Source organism: Streptomyces sp. NPDC020731, assembly GCF_044334705.1.
Lineage (GTDB): Bacteria > Actinomycetota > Actinomycetes > Streptomycetales > Streptomycetaceae > Streptomyces.
In genome coordinates, this window is record NZ_JBIRTN010000010.1 from 101,098 (window position 1) to 119,780 (window position 18,683).

Annotated in this window: 14 protein-coding genes, 1 tRNA gene and 1 pseudogene; 9 read left to right on the top strand and 7 right to left on the bottom strand. The window is 72.6% G+C overall.

The annotated features are described in order from the left end of the window. Window positions 1-1,696, top strand: a pseudogene (locus ACH4VX_RS17430) (histidine kinase); the annotation flags it as partial. Window positions 1,697-1,708: 12 nt separating this feature from the next. On the opposite strand, the gene ACH4VX_RS17435 reads toward ACH4VX_RS17430, so the two are convergent. Beyond that, entirely contained in the window at window positions 1,709-2,287 is a 579-nt protein-coding gene (locus ACH4VX_RS17435) for a TetR family transcriptional regulator (RefSeq protein ID WP_398368253.1), read from the bottom strand. A gap of 129 nt (window positions 2,288-2,416) precedes the next feature. On the opposite strand from ACH4VX_RS17435, the gene ACH4VX_RS17440 reads away from it, so the two are divergent. Beyond that, window positions 2,417-3,640: an MFS transporter gene (locus ACH4VX_RS17440; protein WP_398368254.1), complete on the top strand. Its 1,224-nt coding sequence runs from the start codon at window positions 2,417-2,419 to the stop codon at window positions 3,638-3,640. 274 nt (window positions 3,641-3,914) lie between these two features. Here ACH4VX_RS17440 and ACH4VX_RS17445 read toward each other — a convergent pair whose 3' ends face one another. From ACH4VX_RS17445 to ACH4VX_RS17455, 3 genes are all read right to left on the bottom strand, one after another. Further along, on the bottom strand, window positions 3,915-5,570 hold the full coding sequence (locus ACH4VX_RS17445) for a long-chain fatty acid--CoA ligase (protein WP_398368255.1): 1,656 nt from the start codon (window positions 5,568-5,570) through the stop codon (window positions 3,915-3,917). 125 nt (window positions 5,571-5,695) lie between these two features. Next, window positions 5,696-6,262 carry a SigE family RNA polymerase sigma factor gene (locus ACH4VX_RS17450; RefSeq protein WP_398368256.1) on the bottom strand — a complete coding sequence of 189 codons (567 nt, stop codon included), beginning with the start codon at window positions 6,260-6,262 and terminating at the stop codon, window positions 5,696-5,698. 270 nt (window positions 6,263-6,532) lie between these two features. After that, a complete protein-coding gene (locus ACH4VX_RS17455; protein WP_398368257.1) occupies window positions 6,533-6,856 on the bottom strand; it encodes a hypothetical protein in 324 nt (107 codons plus the stop codon). 357 nt (window positions 6,857-7,213) lie between these two features. Here ACH4VX_RS17455 and ACH4VX_RS17460 point away from each other — a divergent pair, with 357 nt between their 5' ends. The 3 genes from ACH4VX_RS17460 to ACH4VX_RS17470 all read left to right on the top strand — a co-directional run bounded on the left by ACH4VX_RS17460 (window position 7,214) and on the right by ACH4VX_RS17470 (window position 10,217). Further along, window positions 7,214-8,086 carry a bifunctional DNA primase/polymerase gene (locus ACH4VX_RS17460; protein WP_398368258.1) on the top strand — a complete coding sequence of 291 codons (873 nt, stop codon included), beginning with the start codon at window positions 7,214-7,216 and terminating at the stop codon, window positions 8,084-8,086. 83 nt (window positions 8,087-8,169) lie between these two features. Continuing rightward, window positions 8,170-8,601: a hypothetical protein gene (locus tag ACH4VX_RS17465; protein WP_398368259.1), complete on the top strand. Its 432-nt coding sequence runs from the start codon at window positions 8,170-8,172 to the stop codon at window positions 8,599-8,601. A 359-nt stretch (window positions 8,602-8,960) separates the two neighbouring features. Further along, window positions 8,961-10,217, top strand: coding sequence for a hypothetical protein (locus ACH4VX_RS17470; protein ID WP_398368260.1), 1,257 nt, complete (start codon window positions 8,961-8,963; stop codon window positions 10,215-10,217). A 118-nt stretch (window positions 10,218-10,335) separates the two neighbouring features. Here ACH4VX_RS17470 and ACH4VX_RS17475 read toward each other — a convergent pair. Next, a tRNA-Ser gene (locus ACH4VX_RS17475) sits at window positions 10,336-10,422 on the bottom strand. Between the two features lie 64 nt (window positions 10,423-10,486). Then, window positions 10,487-11,983 (bottom strand): S1C family serine protease, encoded by a 1,497-nt coding sequence (locus tag ACH4VX_RS17480; RefSeq protein WP_398368261.1) that lies wholly within the window; start codon window positions 11,981-11,983, stop codon window positions 10,487-10,489. A gap of 288 nt (window positions 11,984-12,271) precedes the next feature. Here ACH4VX_RS17480 and ACH4VX_RS17485 point away from each other — a divergent pair, with 288 nt between their 5' ends. The 3 genes from ACH4VX_RS17485 (at window position 12,272) to ACH4VX_RS17495 (ending at window position 15,155) form a co-directional block, all read left to right on the top strand. Beyond that, window positions 12,272-13,102, top strand: a complete 831-nt coding sequence (locus tag ACH4VX_RS17485) for a glycerophosphodiester phosphodiesterase (protein ID WP_398368262.1) — start codon at window positions 12,272-12,274, stop codon at window positions 13,100-13,102. Between the two features lie 166 nt (window positions 13,103-13,268). Beyond that, window positions 13,269-13,913, top strand: a complete 645-nt coding sequence (locus tag ACH4VX_RS17490; protein WP_398368263.1) for an ATP-binding protein — start codon at window positions 13,269-13,271, stop codon at window positions 13,911-13,913. Between the two features lie 276 nt (window positions 13,914-14,189). Continuing rightward, window positions 14,190-15,155 (top strand): DUF5926 family protein, encoded by a 966-nt coding sequence (locus ACH4VX_RS17495; protein WP_398368264.1) that lies wholly within the window; start codon window positions 14,190-14,192, stop codon window positions 15,153-15,155. A 770-nt stretch (window positions 15,156-15,925) separates the two neighbouring features. On the opposite strand, the gene ACH4VX_RS17500 is transcribed toward ACH4VX_RS17495, so the two are convergent. Then, on the bottom strand, window positions 15,926-16,591 hold the full coding sequence (locus tag ACH4VX_RS17500) for a bifunctional DNA primase/polymerase (RefSeq protein WP_398368265.1): 666 nt from the start codon (window positions 16,589-16,591) through the stop codon (window positions 15,926-15,928). 621 nt (window positions 16,592-17,212) lie between these two features. Between ACH4VX_RS17500 and ACH4VX_RS17505 the strand changes: the two genes are divergently transcribed. After that, a complete protein-coding gene (locus tag ACH4VX_RS17505; protein WP_398368266.1) occupies window positions 17,213-18,607 on the top strand; it encodes a PP2C family protein-serine/threonine phosphatase in 1,395 nt (464 codons plus the stop codon). Window positions 18,608-18,683 lie beyond the last annotated feature (76 nt).

Here is an 18,683-nt window from a genome sequence, read left to right on the forward strand (position 1 = left end):
CGCACAGAGCGCAGCCGTTCCCCCGCAGGGAGCTCCGACGCACGGGGCCGTCATCCCGCCGCAAGGCACCGCGCCGGCACACGGGGCCCCCGTCCCCGCACAAGGCGCAGCCGTTCCCCCGCAAGGAACCCCGGTCCCGACGCACGGGGCCGTCATCCCGCCGCAGGGTGCCGCAACCCCGACGCACGGGGCCCCCGTACCCGCACAGAGCGCAGCCGTTCCCCCGCAGGGAGCTCCGACGCACGGGGCCGTCATCCCGCCGCAAGGCACCGCGCCGGCACACGGGGCCCCCGTCCCCGCGCAGGGGCAGGTGCAGACAGAAATGGCGCAGCCACTTCCCGTCGCGCAGCCGCTTCCCGCCGAGGCCGCGCCCGGTGTTGCGTCCGAAGGTGCCCCCGTCCCGCAGCGGTGGCCCGCCGCCGGTGACACCTCCGGTGCCGGTACGGCCGTACCGGTGGCCGCGGGTCCGGCGCAGCCGACCCCCGCCGCCGGCACCCCGTTGCCGCCCGAGGGCGCGCCGGTGCAGCGGGCCTCTCAGCCGTTGCCCGCGGAGGCCGCGGCGCCGGTCGATCCGAACTCCACGCAGGGGCGGGCGATCAGCGTGCGGACGCTGGGGCAGGGCGTGCCGTTCAACCGGCAGGCCCTCCAGGTGCAGCAGCCGTTGCCGTCGGCCACGCCTCCCCCGCACCAGCCGGGCGGCTCCGGCCGCCGCCGCAAGCTCGGCACGCGCCCCGACCCGGCCGCGGGCAACGAGCAGAACGGGCGCCCGCACCCGTCGGCCGAGCCCGTACCCGCCCACGCGCCGGCGCAGTCCCGGCTCGCGCCGACGACCGAGGGCACCGGACGTTCGTACGCCATAGGGGCGCCCGACGCGGACGCCGCCGAGGGGCCCGAGCCGCTGGACGGTCCGGGCGGGGCCGTCGAGGTGGCGGACCCGCCGCGTCCGCAGCCGATGGACGACGAGCTGCCGCCGGAGCCGCTGGACAACCCGCGTCGGCTGCTGGTGTGGCCCGCGCCGGACGTCACCACCCAGCAGGCGCTGAGCGACCGCGGCTACCGGCCGGTGATCGTGCACTCGCGCGAGGAGGTCGACGCGCAGATCGCGGCGTTCCCCGCCGCGCTGTTCGTGGATCCGCTGACCGGGCCGATCACCCGTACGGCCCTGCAGTCGCTGCGACAGGCGGCGGTGGCCGCCGAGGTGCCGGTGCTCGTCACGGCCGGGCTCGGACAGGCCTCGCGCGATGCCGCGTACGGCGCCGATCCCGCCGTGCTGCTGAAGGCGCTCGCGCCGCGCGACAGTGATCAGCACCCCCCGCGCGTGCTGCTGATCGAGGAGCACGCGGAGATCGCGCTGGCGCTGACCGGGACGCTGGAGCGGCGCGGGATGCAGGTCGCGCGGGCCGCGAGCGACGCCGACGCGGTGGCGCTGGCGGGGCAGTTCCGGCCGAACCTGGTGGTGATGGACCTGATGCAGGTGCACCGGCGCCAGGCCGGGTCCGCCGGGATCGTCGACTGGCTGCGGGCGAACGGGCAGCTCAACCGCACCCCGCTCGTCGTCTACACGGCCGCCGTCGACCAGGCGGACCTGCCGCGGCTGGCCTCCGGCGAGACGGTGCTGTTCCTGGCGGAGCGGTCCACCAGTGAAGAGGTGCAGGACAGGATCGTCGACCTGCTGTCGCGGATCGGGACCAACTGACCCGCGCCGCCGTCAGCGGCCGACCAGGCGGCGGGCCGCCTCCTTCACGGACGCGCGCAGCCGGGCGCGGTCCCCGTCCTGGTCGCCGACCAGGACGCGGCGCATCTGCGGGACGACGGCCGTCCAGTTGGCCAGCGCGGTCAGCAGGAACAGCAGGTCGCCGGCCGGGATGGCGTCGGTGACGACTCCGCGCTCCTGGCCGTCCCGGAGCAGGGCGACCTTGCGGACGTAGTGCTCCTGGCGTTCGCCCTCGTGGGGCAGCTCGTCGGTGCCGTACTCCAGGCCCTCCCAGAAGAGCAGGCGCAGCAGTTCGGGGTGGGCGGCGTGGTAGTCCATCAGCCGGTCGACCCAGCTCTCGATGTCGTCCGGGTCGACGGGGACGGACTCGGCGAGGTCCAGCATCTTCCGCTCGAGGACGATCGCGAACAGCTCCGCCTTGTTGCCGAAGTAGGCGTAGATGAGCTGCTTGTTGGCCTTCGCCTCGGCCGCGATGCGGTCGATGCGGGCACCGGCGATGCCGTGGCGGGCGAACTCGGTGACCGCCGCCTCGAAGATCCGGGCCTTGGTCGCCTCGGGGTCCCTGACTGCCATGGGGACAGGGTAGCGCGACAAGTAACCAACCGTTTGGTTGACAGGGAATCCAGCGGGCACGCAGACTGTTCCCCCATCAGCCAACCAACCAGTTGGTTGCTAGAGCAGACTCGAAGGGTACTCCCGCTCATGTCCTCAGCGCCCAGCGCCACCACCACCGGCCGGCAGGCCCGCAGGCCACCGCTCGCCGCTCCCGGCCCGGGTCCGTCCCGGGGCTCCGGCGCGTTCCTCACGCTCATCGCCGTCTGCACCGCGGTCACGGCCGCCAACATCTACCTCGCCGCGCCCCTGCTCTCCCTGATCGCCCGCGACTTCGGTTCCACGCCGTCGACCGTGGCCTGGATCGCCTCGGTCGCCCAGCTCGGATACGCCGTCGGGCTGCTCTTCTTCGCCCCTCTCGGCGACACCGCCGACCGGCGCCGGCTGGTCACCGTCCTCACCCTGGTCACCACCGCCGCCCTGATCGCCAGTGCGGTCGCCCCGGGCACCGGCGCACTGGCGGTCGCCGTGTTCGTCGCCTCGGCCGGAACCGTCGTACCGCAGCTCCTCGTCCCGCTGGTCGCCGAGCGCGCCCCCGCCGCCCGCCGTGCCCGCCATGTCGCGGCCGTGATCGCCGGTCTGTTCACCGGGATCGTCGCGGCCCGGGTCCTCGGCGGGCTCGCCGGGCAGGCCTACGGCTGGCGGTGGGTGTTCGCGGGCGCGGCCGTCCTCACGCTCGCCCTGGGCATCGCCACCGCCCTCGTCCTGCCGTCCGAGCGGCGACACCGCGACGGCTCGCTGTTCGGCGGCCTCGCCGCGCTGCCCGGACTGCTGCGCCGCTCGCCCGACCTGTGGCGCGCGTCGGTGCGCCAGGCGGGGATGTTCGGCGCGTGGAGCGCGCTGTGGACCTCGCTCGCCCTGCTGCTGACGGGCCCGGCCTACGACCTGTCCACCGCCACCGCCGGGCTGTTCGGCCTCTTCGGGCTCGCGGCGAGCGCGGTGGCGCCGCTGGCGGGCGGGCTGGTCGACCGTTTCGGCGCCGCCCGGGTCGTACGGGGGGCGTATCTGCTCGCGGCCGTCTCCGTGCCGCTGTTCTGGCTGGGCGGGCAGGCCGTCTGGGCCCTGTTCGTCGCCGCGATCGCGATCCACGTGGCCCTGGTCGCCTCCCACGTCGCCAACCAGACCCTCGCCCTGACCACCACCTCCAGCCCGGCCGTCGCCAACACGGCCTATGTCGTCTCCGGCTTCGCCGGCGGCGCCACCGCCTCGGCCCTCGCGGGCACCGCCTTCACCCACTTCGGCTGGGGCGGGGTGTCGGCGGTGGCGGCGGTCTGGCTGGCGCTGGGCTGGGGGAGCACGGCGGGACGGCGGTGACAGCCGTCACCGTACGACCGGGACACCCGCCGTACACGCACCGGTGACGGAGCCGCGCGCCGCCGGGCGGTGCGTGGCGGGGAAGGTGGCCTCCCCCTCGCCGGACGATGCACGGCGGGGAAGGTGGCCTCCCCCCTCACCGGACGATGCACGGCGGGGAAGGTGGCCTCCCCCCTCACCGGACGATGCACGGCAGGGACGGCGGCCTCCACCCTCACCGGACGATGCACGGCGAGGTCCGCTCACCGCCCGGCACATCCGGCGCACGCCGGTGTCAGAGCCGGGTGACGTCCAGCGAACCCTCGGCGTACTGCCTGCGCAGCACCTTCTTGTCGAACTTGCCGACGCTGGTCTTCGGCACCGACGCGATCACCGTCCAGCGCTCCGGGAGCTGCCACTTGGCGATCTTTCCCTCCTCCTGGAGGAAGGCGCGCAGGGTGGTGAAGTCGGCGGTGGAGCCCTCCTTGAGGACGACCGTGGCCAGCGGGCGCTCGCCCCACCTGTCGTCCGGGACGGCGACGACGGCGGCCTCGGCGACGTCCGGGTGGGACATCAGCGCGTTCTCCAGCTCGACCGAGGAGATCCACTCGCCGCCGGACTTGATGACGTCCTTGGCCCGGTCGGTGAGGGTGAGGAAGCCGTCGGGGGAGATCGTCCCGACGTCGCCCGTCTTCAGCCAGCCGTCCTCGCTGAACTTGTCGGCCGGGCGCAGGGGCTCGGCGTCGGGGCCGTTGTAGTAGGCGCCCGCGATCCACGTGCCGCGCACCTCGAGCTCGCCCGCGGACTCGCCGTCCCAGGGGAGGCGCTCACCGCCGGGGCCGGTGAGGCGGGCCTCGACGCCGGCCGGGAAACGGCCCTGGGTCAGCCGGTAGGCGAACTCCTCCTCGGTGCCCACGGCGTGGGCCGGCGGGCGGGCGATGGTGCCGAGCGGGGAGGTCTCCGTCATGCCCCAGGCGTGGCAGACCCGCATGCCCAGCCGGTCGAACGCCTCCATCAGGGCGGGCGGACAGGCCGATCCGCCGATGGTGACCTGGGTGAGGGAGGAGACGTCCCGGGGCTTGGCGGTCAGCTCGGCGAGCAGGCCCTGCCAGATGGTGGGGACGGCGGCGGCGTGGGTCGGCCGCTCGCCCTCGATCATCTCGGCGAGCGGGACGGGCTGCAGGAAGCGGTCCGGCATCAGCATGTTGACGCCGGTCATGAAGGTGGCGTGCGGCAGGCCCCAGGCGTTGACGTGGAACTGCGGGACGACGACCAGCGAGGTGTCCTGGTCGGTCAGGCCCATCGACTGCGCCATGTTGACCTGCATGGAGTGCAGGTAGATGGAGCGGTGGCTGTAGACCACGCCCTTGGGGTCGCCGGTGGTGCCGGAGGTGTAGCACATGGCGGCGGCGGCACGCTCGTCCAGCTCCGGCCAGTCGTAGGCGACGGGCTGTCCGGCGAGCAGCTCCTCGTACTCGTGCACCCGCGCGGTGGCGTCCGCCAGCGCGGAACGGTCGCCGGGGCCGGAGACGACCACGTGCTCGACCGTCTTCAGGTGCGGCAGCAGCGGGGCGAGCAGGGGGATCAGCGAACCGTTGACGAGGATCACCCGGTCGGCGGCGTGGTTGACGATCCACGCGAGCTGCTCGGCCGGGAGGCGGAGGTTCAGGGTGTGGAGGACGGCGCCCATGGAGGGGATCGCGAAGTACGCCTCGACGTGCTCGGCGTTGTTCCACATGAGGGTGGCGACCCGGTCGTCGCCGGTGACACCGAGGTCGTCGCGCAGGGCGTGGGCCAGCTGGGCCGCCCGGGCGCCGATCTCCGCGTAGGAGCGGCGGTGCGGTTCGCCCTCGCCGGTCCAGGTGGTCACCTGTGAGGTGCCGTGGATCGTCGACCCGTGGGTCAGGATCCTCGAGATCAGCAGCGGTACGTCCTGCATGGTGCTCAGCACGGCGTCCTCCTGGGCGACATTGCCTAAGCGGCGGTAAGAGTTGCGCTGATTCTGCGCACATACCGCGCGGTATGTCACTAGGGGAGCGAATGATCGATCACGCCGCGCCGGAGGACCGGCGCGTTTCAGCTGCGGACGAGCCCCAGTTCGGCGTCCTCGCGGAGCTTGCCGAGCGCCCTCGACACGGCCGACTTCACCGTGCCCACCGAGACGCCGAGCACCTCGGCCGTCTGGACCTCGCTGAGGTCCTCGTAGTACCGCAGCACGACCATCGCCCGCTGCCGCGCGGGCAGCCGCATGATCGCCCGCCACATCGCGTCGCGCAGCGCCTGGTGCTCGGCCGGGTCGTCACCGCCGGGCACCGGGTCGGGCTCGGGCAGCTCGTCACAGGCGAACTCGTCGACCTTGCGCTTGCGCCACTGCGAGGTACGCGTGTTCAGCAGCGCCCTGCGCACATAGCCGTCGAGCGCGCGGTGGTCCTCTATGCGCTCCCAGGCGACGTACGTCTTGGTGAGCGCGGTCTGCAGCAGGTCCTCCGCGTCGCTCGGATTCCCGGTCAGCGACCGGGCGGTACGCAGGAGGACCGGCTGGCGAGCCCTCATGTACGACGAGAACGACGGGTACGGGAGGGTCTGCGCCGCCGTCGCTGGAGTGGCGGCTTTCGAAGCTCTGGTGCAGACGGGTGTGGTCATGGCTCAACGCTATGAGCGGGGGCCGGTCCGGCGGATCGCCCGCAGGTCCCGAAGACACGTCCCCCTCAGGTTGTAGGGGTGGGGCCGGCTGCACCTCCTGAAGGTGGATGAGCGGATGAGGGGTACTGCGGGTCGGCCCCTGAGAAGGACCCTGAGCTCCCGGGCCGTCGGCGTCCGCGTCCCGGGCACGCCTGGGCGGCGGTACCGAAACACCGCCGCCCGGACGCCTTGCACCCCGCGAAGCACACCCGCACGGTCAGGACGCCGGCCTCACCACAGCGGGCTGAAGCTGATGGCCACGTTGTCGTTTCCCTGGTTGACGGCCGTGAAGGCGGAGCCGTTGACCTGGGCGGTGTTGTTCTGGTTCGTGGCGCCGGATCCGGTGGCCTGCTGCTGCGAGGTGGCCGAGTTGCCGAAGTTGTCGCCGCCGACGCCGGTGCCGAGGGCGTCGACCTCGGAGCTCGTGGCCGTCGCGTTCGATCCGTCGTCCGCCAGGGCGCCACTGTCCGCCGCCGCGACGCCGGTGAAGAGGGCGGCCGCGAGCGGCAGGGCGGAGACCGCGGCGATGACGCGGGCGGTACGGATGCTTGCCATGTTGTGTTCCCTCCAGAACAAGGACGCACCGGCCCGTGGCCGTGTGTGCGTGAAGTACGGCTGTCACCAGGGAAGTCGTCCCCCCGCCCCGGTGCTGTGCACGACGTCGCGAGATCAGGGTTGCCCAGGTGATCCCCGGCGAACCACCCCGGACGCCGTCATTCGCACGCAAGCGTGACGACAAGGCGATAAACCCCGGCACGCCCCTTGAATCCCACCCGCTGTCGAGAGGGGCACCCCCGCCCCGCTCACCGCAAGGGGCGAAGCGTTCCGCCACTTCTCCCGCCGACACCCCCTCCTCGGCGCGTCGCACCCCTCCCCCTTCCCTTCCTCGAACATGTGTACGAAAATGAAGGCATGGCCACCACCGACCGGCAGGCCACGACGCTGGCCCTCGCACACGCCCTGTCAGCCGCCGAACGCGGACTGGCCGTCATCCCCCTGTCCCGGACGAAGCTCCCGGCCCTGCGCTCCCCGCATCGCGACACCCCGGAGCCGGTGGGTCCGCCCTGCCACGGCGAGTGCGGCCGCTTCGGCCACGGCGTCCACGACGCCTCCACCGATCCCGCCCGCATCCGCGAACTGTTCGCCGCCGCACCCCGCGCCACCGGTTACGGCATCGCCTGCGGACTGCCCCCGCACCACCTCATCGGCGTCGACCTGGACACCAAGACCGGTACGGACTCGTTCGCCGCCCTGCGCGAACTGGCCCGACGCCACCTGTTCACGATCCCCGCCACGGTGATCGTCCTGACCCCGAGCGGCGGCCGCCACCTGTGGCTGAGCGGCCCGCCGGACGTCGTCGTCCCCAACTCCGCGGGTCGCCTGGCCCCCGGCATCGACATCCGGGGCGCCGGCGGCTACCTCGTCGGCCCCGGTTCCCGCACCGACCACGGCCCGTACACCACCGCCCCGGGCACCGCGCGTCTGGCCCCGGCGGTCTGCCCGCCCGCCCTCCTGCGCCTGCTCCTCCCGCCGCCCCGCGCGCACCACCCGACGCCCCCGTCGACCGGCGGGCACGGTCAGGGACTCGTCCAGTTCGTGCTCGCGGCGCAGGAGGGCCAGCGCAACACCCGCCTGTTCTGGGCAGCCTGCCGTGCCTACGAGGACGGAATCGGCCCGGCCCTGGTGGACCCCCTGGTCGACGCGGCCCTCACCACCGGCCTGTCCGAACGCGAAGCCCGCGCGACGGTCGCGTCGGCGGCGCGGATGACGGGACACCTGCCCTGACCGCCTCCGCCCGCCACCCGTGCTCTCCGCTCCCCCACGAAAACCGAAAGACCCCGATGCGCCACCGCTCCGGAGTGCCGGCCATGTCACTCGCCCGTGTCCTCCTCGACTCCGGCCGTTCGGTCGACCTCGCCGAGCTGCGGATGTCGTCGACGTACGACGGACCGCTCGAGGGCTACCCGTGCAAACCCCTCAACGACAGGAAGATCAACCGGCTGCTCCGGTCCGCCGGGCGCGCCTTCCCCGGCACTCCGGTCCATCTGGTCCCGCCCCCGCGCGAATACCCCGACCAGTACGCCGGCGCCTTCGGCCCCGTGGAGGTGCTGCCCGCCGTGACGTACGTCGGCAGCTTCCGGTCCGAGGCGCTCGACCCGGCCCACGACCGCTCCCTGTACCGTTCCCGCCTCACCGTCGCCTGGTTCCAGCCCTTCCCGCGCGTACCGTCCGGCCGCGACGCGGAGCCCTCGCTGCGGGACCTTTCCTGGGAACGGCTGGCCGAGGACGAAGAGCTCTAAGGGCCGCCGTTCGGATCGCTTCGGGCGCGCGAGGTGACGGATCCGCGCGGTGATGCACACGTACGGAGTGGCGGCAGCCTGAACGTCATCACACGTACGGGTGAGTGTCGGGTCCCGTCGCCGGGGTACGAAGCCGCTGTCCCGGGCTTCGCGGAGACCGGGTCCGGTGACGGCTCCGGATGCGAAAAAGCCTGGTGACAGGGGATCGCGCGAAAGAAAACGGTGCCGCGGAAGACGTTTTCGATCATCTGCTATCAGCAGCGTGCGCGTGTCTACAGCGCCCCAAACGTCCTGATTGTTCAGAATGTTGCTCACTGCCCCAGTTGAAACTATGAAGTTTCATTGCCGAGGAGCATGACATGCAGGTTCGCAGGTGGCTCCCAGACCAGCCCACTCGCATCGGCCGCCACGACTGGCCGGACGAGGGGGACAACGGAACGCACATGCGGCTGCGGGCCGGCTCCATCGTGGTACTGGACCGGCAGGGGTGGCGGATCCTGGAGATCAACGGCTACCCGAACGACTGGTGGCCGGACTCCTACGAGAAGGCGTGGCGCGACCACGTGGAACTGTGGTGGCACGCCAACGAACTGCGGCGGGCCAACAACCAGGCGGTCAAACCGGCCCCTGAGCGGGCCGAGTTCTACAAGCGCCCGGTGGTGCTGGTGCTGCGCAACGAGAACCTGCCCCGTTCCACACCGAAGCACTGGTGCGCTCCCGCCAGCCACGACTGGCGGGTCCTCCCCGAGCACTACGCGGTCTGCCGCGCCTGCGGCGAGCTGCCGCCCTGCCACCACGGGGAGTACCGCTGGGAGGGCGGCCCCCGCTGGCCGGAGCAGGACGGCGGCATCCCGCTCATGGTGCCGGAGGGCTGCTGCATGGGGTGCGCCGAGCCGGTCAGGCCGCGGGTGCGGACCGTGCGCTTCCCGGGCCCGAACCTCTGGTACCCGGACCTGGGGGAGGACACGGCCGTCTTCCACGCCCGCACCTCCTGCGCCGACCAGGTCGACCGCTACCGCATGCAGTGGCAGGCCGAGTACAACCCACGCGCCTCCTCGCACCCCGCCACTCCCTCGTTCCCGGGTTTCGAGCACTTCGTGCTCCCCCGGACGCGTCATGCGTCGGACATGCCCCCGCATGACCTGCGGACCTCTCAGGACCCGCGTCCCGTGCCGGCCGTGCCGTCGCGGCCGGGGGAGGAGGAATGCGCCTCCGTGACCGGTGACTTCGGTGCCTTCCCCGCCCCGTTCGACGGACGCCGGGGGGATCCGGGGGCCGGCACTGCGCCGACCGGACCGCCGGCACCACCGGTCGCACCCGAGCCGGCACCCGCGGTCTCCGGCGCACCGGCGTCGGACCCGGTGGCACCAGGGCCTCTTCCCGCGGCCGGTACGAGCGTGCCCACCGCCGCGGCCGAGGCGTCCGCGCCCGCCTCCCCTTCCGTCGAGGGCTTCGGGACGGCCCTCCGGTCCGCGCAGGAACTGGACCTGGCGCTGGCAGGGAGCCCGTCCTTCCACAACGCCGAGCAGGCGGCCCGGGTGATCGAGGAACTCACCGCCGCGGTCCGCAACATCGCCCTCTGCCTGAACAACCCGGCCACGCGCGAGCGCCCCTGATCCGCGAACGGATCGAGCGGGGAACCACGGGAAACAGCGGCCGGTCACGAAGAACCGAGCATGAGAACGGCCCCCGCCCAGTCACTCGGGTCAGGGGCCGTTCTCACTGCTCGTCGCGCGGAGGCGGTGGGATTTGAACCCACGGTGACATCGCTGCCACGACGGTTTTCAAGACCGTTCCCTTCGGCCGCTCGGGCACGCCTCCCCGCGCCTGCCGGTGATCGGCGGCGCGGGGACAAGGGTAACGGGTCCGGGGTCCGCGGGTGAGGTCAGCTGTCGCCCACGCGGGAGCCCAGGGTGAGTTCCGTGGTGCGCTCCTTGCCGTCGCGCTCGTAGGTGACCGTGACCTCGTCGCCCGGCTTGTGGGTCCAGATCTCGCCGATCAGGGTGGGGCCGGAGTCGATGACCCGGTCGTCGAGCTTGATGATGACGTCACCGGGCTGCAGGCCGGCCTTGTCGGCGGGGCCACCGGGGTCGACGGGCTCGGAGCCGCCCGCGCCCTGTTCGGTGATCTTCGCGCCGCCCGTCGTGTCCTCCAGGGAGACCGACGCGCCGATCTTGGCGTACACCGGCTTGCCCGTCTTGATCAGTTCCTGGGCGACGTACTTGGCCTGGTTGATCGGAATGGCGAAGCCCAGGCCGATCGAGCCGGCCTGCCCCGTGCCGAAGCCACCGTTGCTGGTGGACTGGATCGCGGAGTTGATGCCGATCACGTTGCCCTGCGCGTCGAGCAGCGGACCGCCGGAGTTGCCCGGGTTGATGGACGCGTCGGTCTGCAGGGCGCTCATGTACGACGCCTGGCTGCCGGTGCCGTCGCTGGAGGCGACCGGGCGGTTCTTCGCGCTGATGATGCCCGTCGTCACCGTGTTGGACAGACCGAAGGGCGCGCCGATCGCGATCGTCGAGTCGCCGACGGCCACCTCGTCGGAGTTGCCCAGGGGAAGCGGCTTCAGGTCCGAGGGAGCGTTGTCCAGCTTGATGACCGCGACGTCGTAACCCTGTGCGTGGCCGACCACCTCGGCGTCGTACTTCTTTCCGTTGGGGAAGGTCGCCGTGACCTTGCCGCTGTCGACGGCGTCCGCCACCACGTGGTTGTTGGTGACGATGTGGCCCTGGGTGTCGAAGACGAAGCCCGTGCCCGTGCCGCCCTCGCCGCTGCTGCTCTCGGCCTCGATGGTGACCGTGCTCGGCAGCGCCTTGCCGGCCACGGCGGCGACCGTGCCCGGGTCGCGCTTCACGTTGCCGCCGCTGGTGGACGCCGAGACGGTCGTCGAGCCGTTGCTGTCGTTCTCCTTGGCCAGCGTGTAGCCGAGACCACCGCCCGCGCCACCCGCGACCAGCGCGGCCACCAGGACCGCGGCGAGCATACGGCCGCGCCCGCCACCGTTCTTCGGCGCCGGCTGCTGGTAGGAGGAACCCCAGCCGCCCGCACCGTGCCCGGCACCGCCGTCGCCGTACGAGGGGGTGGACGGCGGAGGGGGCGGGGGCCAGGAGGCGTCGGGGGCGGAGGGGGAAGGGGTGGGGTCCTGGCCTCCGTGGGTGCCGTGCGGGCCCCAGCCGGTCCCGCCCACCGGGCCCTGGGGGCCGGATCCGTATCCCTGGTCCGCGTTCTGTGCGGACGCCGGCGGCGCGGCGTGGCCCGGGTCCGGAGCCGCTCCCGGGGCCGGGTGCCCCTGGTGCGCCGAGGCAGCGGGAGCATCCACCGGCGCGGGCGGCGGTGCGGACGGGGCCGGGGGTACCGGGGTGCCCTCGTTCTCGGTGCTCACAGCTTCTCTCCTCGGTCCACGGCTGTTGTTGTCGGTCGCACTCGGTCACGCTCGTTCACGCCCGTCCACGAGTCCGGCGCGATGCAGCTGTGCATGTCTCTTTGTATGACGTCAGCTTTTCCCACGGGCCGTCAGGGCACCATAAGCCGTTCCTGTGGGTCCGGGGCCATTCTTTATATAGGGCATTACTCACGTAAGGCGCGCTACTCGATGTCCCCGACCGGACGGCGACACCGTTCACGTCACTCCGGGCACCCGTCTACCCGTGCACGGTGGCACCATGACGCGGTGACCCACGCACAACAGCACCCGACCCGAGTCGTCGCACACCGCGGAGCCTCCGAGGACGCTCCCGAGCACACCCTGGCCGCGTACCGCAAAGCGATCGAGGACGGTGCGGATGCGCTCGAATGCGATGTGCGCCTGACCGCCGACGGTCACCTTGTGTGCGTTCACGACCGTCGCGTCAACCGTACGTCCAACGGTCGCGGTGCGGTTTCGGCGCTCGAGCTCTCCGATCTGGCCGCCCTGGACTTCGGCTCCTGGAAGAGCCGCGACGCCTTCGGGGGGCCGCGCGTCGAGGAGCCCGACTGGGAGCACCGCCCGGAGGACCGGGAGGCCACCTCCGTCCTCACCCTGGAGCGGCTGCTGGAGCTGGTCTCCGACGCCGGACGCCGGGTCGAGCTGGCGATCGAGACCAAGCATCCCACGCGGTGGGCGGGACAGGTGGAGGAGCGGCTGCTGATCCTGCTCAAGCGGTTCGGTCTCGACGCGCCCGCCGCCGCGGAGGACTCCCCGGTGCGCGTGATGAGCTTCTCCGCGCGGTCACTGCACCGCGTGCGCGCCGCCTCGCCGACGCTGCCCACGGTCTATCTGATGCAGTTCGTCTCACCGCGACTGCGCGACGGGAGGCTGCCCGCCGGCGTACGGATCGCGGGGCCCTCGGTCCGCATCGTGCGCAGCCACCCCGCGTACATCGAGCGCCTGAAGCAGTCCGGGCACCAGGTGCACGTGTGGACCGTGAACGAGCCGGAGGACGTGGACCTCTGTGTGCGTCTCGGCGTGGACGCCATCATCACCAACCGCCCCCGCGCGGTGCTCGATCAGCTCGGCCGCTGACCGCGCGGCGCACCACCCGCCCCACCGGCCCCAGGAGCAGCACGCACGAGTCTTGACCCCATGCCCGACCCGGGCGCATCCTCACATCTCGGCCACAGCGACGAAATCCAGCCACATGGCTACGGGGTGTGCTCCGGCGCGTTCGGTGCGTGTTCGGTCGCTTGGAGTGCGTCACCGCTCATGGGCTGGCCGGTTTCCGGTTCGGGCCCATGGGGCATCCACACCGTGGCGTGGGGCGAAGGAGGTCTCGGGGGTGGCGTTGGTGGTGGCACAGGAAGTGCCCACGTCGTCGAGCATGGCCGTACCCCATGGCCCTGCGGGCGTGGGGAAGGCGAGGCGCCGTATGCGCGCGCAGCTATGCGACGGCGGGGTGGCGGACTCGGTCGTCGACGATGCCGTACTGATCCTTTCCGAACTGCTGAGCAATGCGTGCAAACACGGCCGGCCTCTCGGCGACGCCCTGGCCGGGGACGGGGACGTACGCGCCGCCTGGCGGGTGGATCCGTGCGGACGTCTTGTCGTGGAGGTCACGGACGGCGGCGGCCCGACCCGTCCGGCTCCGGCCACTCCGTCGGTCACGGCGCACGGCGGCCGGGGGCTGAACATCATCACCGCGCTGGCCGACGACTGGGGCGTACGCGACGAGGTACCGGGCGAGGTCACGGTGTGGGTCGTCGTCCACGACGACGTGTACGACCCGGACGCCGGAGCCGGGCACCGGCGCGAGGACTTCGCCGCGCGGGTGACGGCTCCCACGGTCTCCCGCATACCCGGGCTGGACTTCGCGGACGTCTTCGACGACCTGGACTGAGGACGGTCCCGGCCGAGGTGCCGTCCCGGCTGAGGACGGTCCCGGCCGAGGTGCCGTCCCGGCTGAGGACGGTCCCGGCCGAGGTGCCGTCCCGGCCGAGGGCGTCCTCGGCCAGGACGGTCCCGGCCGGGGGCGGCGGGAACGGCACCGCTCCGGTTCTCTGCCGTGCCCGCGGTGTCCACAGGCGGCACGTTGTCCACAGGTTCCCGTCGGCCGTGGCGCGAACGGCTAGGCTCGCGCCCGTACCAGACGAGCCGTAACCGGGAGACACCCACGATGGCCAAGAAGCGACTCCAGACGAAGGCCAAGCGCCCGCAGCTCACGGACGGGCAGATCCCGGTCGTCGGCGCCCGCGAGCCCTGCCCGTGCGGCAGCGGCCGCCGTTACAAGGCATGTCACGGCCGTGCCGCCGCGCACGCGGTGACCGAGCTGGTGCACCGCCCGTTCGAGGGCCTGCCGGGCGAGTGCGACTGGGTGGCGCTGCGTGAGCTGGTGCCGGCCGCCACCGTCGAGCTGACGCTCAAGGGCGGCCTGCCCGAGGGCGTCCCCTCGGTCACGCTGGCCACGGTGCTGCCGATGGCCTGGCCCGCCCTGCGCCGCGACGACGGCTCGGTCCTGCTCGGCCTGCAGAACGACACCTCCTCCGGCGACATCAGCCGCGACCTCGCCGACACCCTGCAGCGCGCGCTCGGCGCCGACCCGGGCACGCCGGTGCAGTCCCGGCGCGCCCCCGCCGACGGTCCCCGGCTGCAGGATCTGCTCGATCCCGAGGGTGCTTTCGAGCCGGTCGTGCACAGCGGGTTCGAGTTCTGGGTCCCGGACCCGGAGAATGCCACGCCGGACGTCACCGCCTCGCTGGAGCGGGCCAACGCCGCGGCCGTCCCGACCGTCAAGCTGTCGGGCGTGGACGCCGCGTACTGGTGCGAGACGCCCGAGAAGAACCATCTGCGGTGGGTCATGCCACACCCCGAGGAGCAGCTTCTGGACGCTCTCGCGCGGCTGCACACGGCGGGAGGCTCCTCGCTCGGTGAGGGCACCCGTCTCGTGGGCTCCTTCCGCGCTCACGGGCTCACCGTGCCGGTCTGGGACCTGCCCAGCGGGGTCGGCGCCGAGGACGTGGAGAAGCCGGCGGCCGAGTTCGCCGAGCGGCTCGCCGCCGCACTGGCCACGGACGCGCCACTGACCGCCGACGAGCGCCGCGCGCGCGGCGGTCTGACGAACCGCCAGGTCACGCTGAGCTGAGGATCGGCCACACACCGGGTTCCGCCGGACGCCCGGCCGGCGGAACCGCCCTGTCGCGCACCATTGCCCCTCTGAAACAACTCCCGGTGCGGGCAAGTCAGTCGGTGACCGGAAAGCCGAGATCGAATTTGCGAACCGCCGATCTCTTGTTACCGTTCCAGTAGCCCGGTTGCTGGTGCATCCCCCGTCGCCAGCAACCGGGTTCTTGCGTGCCGGCCACCGCTCACGGAACGCGGTCCCCCGTCAACTGCCAGTCGTCACTGGGGAGTTACTTCCGGCGGGCAGCGGCTGCGGTCTCCCTACGGCGCCTTCCGCACCGGCCCGGCGTCTCGCACGGCGACAGCGGTGACAGTGGCGACAGCCCGCCCCGGCGGGTGCGCCCGGGCCTCGCCGTGGTGGGTCCGCGCCCGGACACTCCTCCCCTGCGCCGGCGCACAGGTCCGCGCCGCGATGCCGCCGGGGAGAAAGGCACGGGACCGCGCCGCACGGCGGCATCATGCCGTCACCGCGCGCGGCGGGCCGTCGGAACCGGCGAGGCCCTCGAGCCCGGAGGCGTGACCTCCGCCGGGCGGCGGCGCCTCGATGTCACCGTGAACAGTCGGCCGTACCGCACGGACCGGACCCCCGGACCCGCGCAGGCTCACCCCCTGCCCACGGCAGCCCGCGGTCGTACAGATCGCCGTCGCGCCCGCGAGACAACGCGAGACAAGCGGACACCCCGGTCCGGGAGGAAGGACCCTGTCCCGGCCGGGGTGCCGTGCGCGCGCCCGCTACATCTCGGGCGCGCTCACACCCGTACGGGTGAGGGCGTCGACCACGGCGTCCACCACCGCCTCGACATCGGGCACCCACGGCGAGGCCGAGCCGGGCAGCGGTGCGCGCTCCCAGCGGACCTCGCCCTGCGCGGTCTCGGACGGGGGCAGCGCGATGTAGCCGCCCTCGCCGTGGAACCGGAGGGAGCCGGGGACGAAGTCCTTGGCGTACAGCAGCTCACCCAGCTGCTCCATGGAGTACGGCTTCACCAGGATCGACCAGCGGGCCGACGAGGCTACGACCGGGCCGAGCCGTATGCCGCGCCGGTCGAGCACGGTGAGGGCCCGGGCGGCCGGCAGGGCGGGCAGGGACACCGCGCAGGGGGCCTTGCCACCGGTGGCGAGAATGATTGGCGCCGTCGGCCGGTTCCCCCACCACCAGCGCACCATGCGCGCGTCAGTGGTGGCGGCGAGGAGGCCGGGGTCGAACGGGTGGGCACCCGGCACCGTGCACTCGGGGTCGGGGCAGGCGCAGCGGGACCGGCCCTCCGGGTCCGCCGCCACGCCCGGGAGTACGGGCCACTGCCAGTCCGTGGCGAAGGTCAGGGCCGCGCCGATCAGATCGGGCCCTCCGTCGCCACGCCGGGACAGGAGCCTGCGTCGCCTTCCGAGGATCTCGCGCATGAGCGCTCGTTCCTTTCCGTTGCACGCCTGGCAACACCGTGGTCCAGATCACGTCATGTGTCGATCACTTCACTGTGCGTACCTGTTGGCGCATCACACCCCCGCGCCGGGCAGGGGGAACCCCTATGGGCCGAGCATGGGCTGCCTCCGCGGCCGTTCCACCCGTACTGCGTCTATCAGAAGTACGGGCGTGGCGTGGGGGTGGCGAAGTCTGGCGTTTACCGTCGCGCGTGTTTCTCTCCGCCTCCGCCACGGGAGGATGGGGCACGGTCGTCGGTGGTTAAGACGCCCGGGTCCGTCGCCAGGTTCCCGGGCGGTTCCCCACCACCCCTGGCCTTCACCGAGTACGTACCCATCATGACCGTTGTGACGCTCCGTCGAGCAAGGCCAGTCGACCGCAATAAGCCTCCCCCTGAGGCAGTTTCAAGCCAACTTCGCTTTTCGGCAAGGGGTCTGCGGGGAGTTCCCTTCAGTCCCACGGACACCAGGAATCCCAGCAGGACAATGCTGGACATCTCCTCACGAGTACGTGTACATGTGGAGACACTGCCGGCGACGCAGAATGACATGGGGGTTTGCGATGCTTTTGAGCAGTACGTACCGGTCTGAAGGCCGGACACCATGAACGCTCCGCACCCTCCGAAAGTGGCTGGAATCGATTCAACGGTTCCCTCACCCGCACACACTGTCGCGCCCGTCACGGGTACCTCCCCCGCCCCCACGGCAAACACCCGGAACGCGCCGGGCGCGCTGCTCCAGGACCGGCTCGCCGGCTGGGTCTCCGACCTCACCACCCTCCACGAGCTCACCGAGCGCCTGGCCCGTGCGAGCACGCTCGACGAGGCGCTCCAGGAGCTGCTGCGCGCGGGATCCGCCCTGGTGGGCGCGCGGCGCGGTCTCGTCGCCCTGGAACCCGCCGACGGTCTCGGCCCGGCCACCACCATCGGCCTGGGACTGGCCCGCGCGGATCTCGGTCACATGGAGACGGTGCCGCGCGGTTCACTGCCGTACGGCAGGATCCTCGACGGGCTGTCCGGCGCCGACGACGGCATCGCCGAACCCGATCTGTTCGCCGAGAAGGGGCTCGACCCCCGGCACCGCGAGGTCGCCGCCCGCCTCGGCTACGCCGCCAGCTTCGCCCTCCCCCTCACCACCGAGTCCGCCGGGCGCCTGGGCGCCGCGGTGTGGCTCTACGACGAGCCGGCCGAACCGTCGGAGCGGCAGCGCCACCTCGTGGGCCTGTACGTCCGCCACGCCGCCGAGCACCTGGCCCGGCTTCTCGAACTCGAGCGCACGCGCGTGTGCATGGCCACGATGGCCGAGGAACTGCTGCCCTCCCGTCTGCCCCGGGTCGCCGGGGTCCAGCTCGCCGCGCGGCACCGCACCTCCCCGCGCGGGGGCGGCGACTGGTACGACGCGCTGCCGCTCCCGGACGCGGCCCTCGGTCTCGCCGTCGGGTCCGTCACCGGGTCGGGGCCCAGCGCGGTCGCGGCGATGGGCCGGCTGCGGGCGTCGCTGCGCGCGTACGCCGTGATGGAGGGCGAGGATCCGGTCGCCGTCCTGTCGGACCTGGAGCTGCTGCTCCGGCTCACCGAACCGGCCCGGTCGGCCACCGCCCTGTTCGGCTACTGCGAACCCGCGCTGCGCCGGATCACGCTGGCCGGCGCCGGGCACAGTCCACCGCTGCTGCTCGGCGAGCGCCGCACCGAGTTCGTCGAGACGTCGGTCTCCGCTCCCCTGGGCATGCTCGCCTGCTGGGAGGCGCCGAGCGTGGAGGTCCAGGCGGAGCCGGGGGAGACGGTTCTGCTCTACACCGACGGGCTGCTGCACCGCACCGGCGACCCGACCGACCGTGCCTTCGCGCGGCTGCACGCCGCGGCGGCCGGGGTGCCGAAGGCCCTGCGCCGCGACCCGGGCGCCGTCGCCGACCACGTCCTGCGCGCGGTGCTGCCGGAGGGCGCGGACACGGCGGACTCCAGGGAAGACGTGGTGCTGCTGGCGGCGCGCTTCGAGTAGCCGTCCCGTCCCCCTCCGCTACAGGTCCGTGCCCCATTCGGCCGTTTCCGCCCGACCGTACGATGGGGGGTGGTCC

Bases quoted from the DNA above. Each gene is read 5' to 3' on its own strand.
- ACH4VX_RS17470 (WP_398368260.1), top strand. From the start codon at position 8,961: ATGCAGGTTCGCAGGTGGCTCCCAGACCAGCCCACTCGCATCGGCCGC.
- ACH4VX_RS17460 (WP_398368258.1), top strand. From the start codon at position 7,214: ATGGCCACCACCGACCGGCAGGCCACGACGCTGGCCCTCGCACACGCC.
- ACH4VX_RS17465 (WP_398368259.1), top strand. From the start codon at position 8,170: ATGTCACTCGCCCGTGTCCTCCTCGACTCCGGCCGTTCGGTCGACCTC.
- ACH4VX_RS17495 (WP_398368264.1), top strand. From the start codon at position 14,190: ATGGCCAAGAAGCGACTCCAGACGAAGGCCAAGCGCCCGCAGCTCACG.
- ACH4VX_RS17440 (WP_398368254.1), top strand. From the start codon at position 2,417: ATGTCCTCAGCGCCCAGCGCCACCACCACCGGCCGGCAGGCCCGCAGG.
- ACH4VX_RS17435 (WP_398368253.1), bottom strand. From the start codon at position 2,287: ATGGCAGTCAGGGACCCCGAGGCGACCAAGGCCCGGATCTTCGAGGCG.
- ACH4VX_RS17500 (WP_398368265.1), bottom strand. From the start codon at position 16,591: ATGCGCGAGATCCTCGGAAGGCGACGCAGGCTCCTGTCCCGGCGTGGC.
- ACH4VX_RS17450 (WP_398368256.1), bottom strand. From the start codon at position 6,262: ATGACCACACCCGTCTGCACCAGAGCTTCGAAAGCCGCCACTCCAGCG.
- ACH4VX_RS17505 (WP_398368266.1), top strand. From the start codon at position 17,213: ATGAACGCTCCGCACCCTCCGAAAGTGGCTGGAATCGATTCAACGGTT.
- ACH4VX_RS17455 (WP_398368257.1), bottom strand. From the start codon at position 6,856: ATGGCAAGCATCCGTACCGCCCGCGTCATCGCCGCGGTCTCCGCCCTG.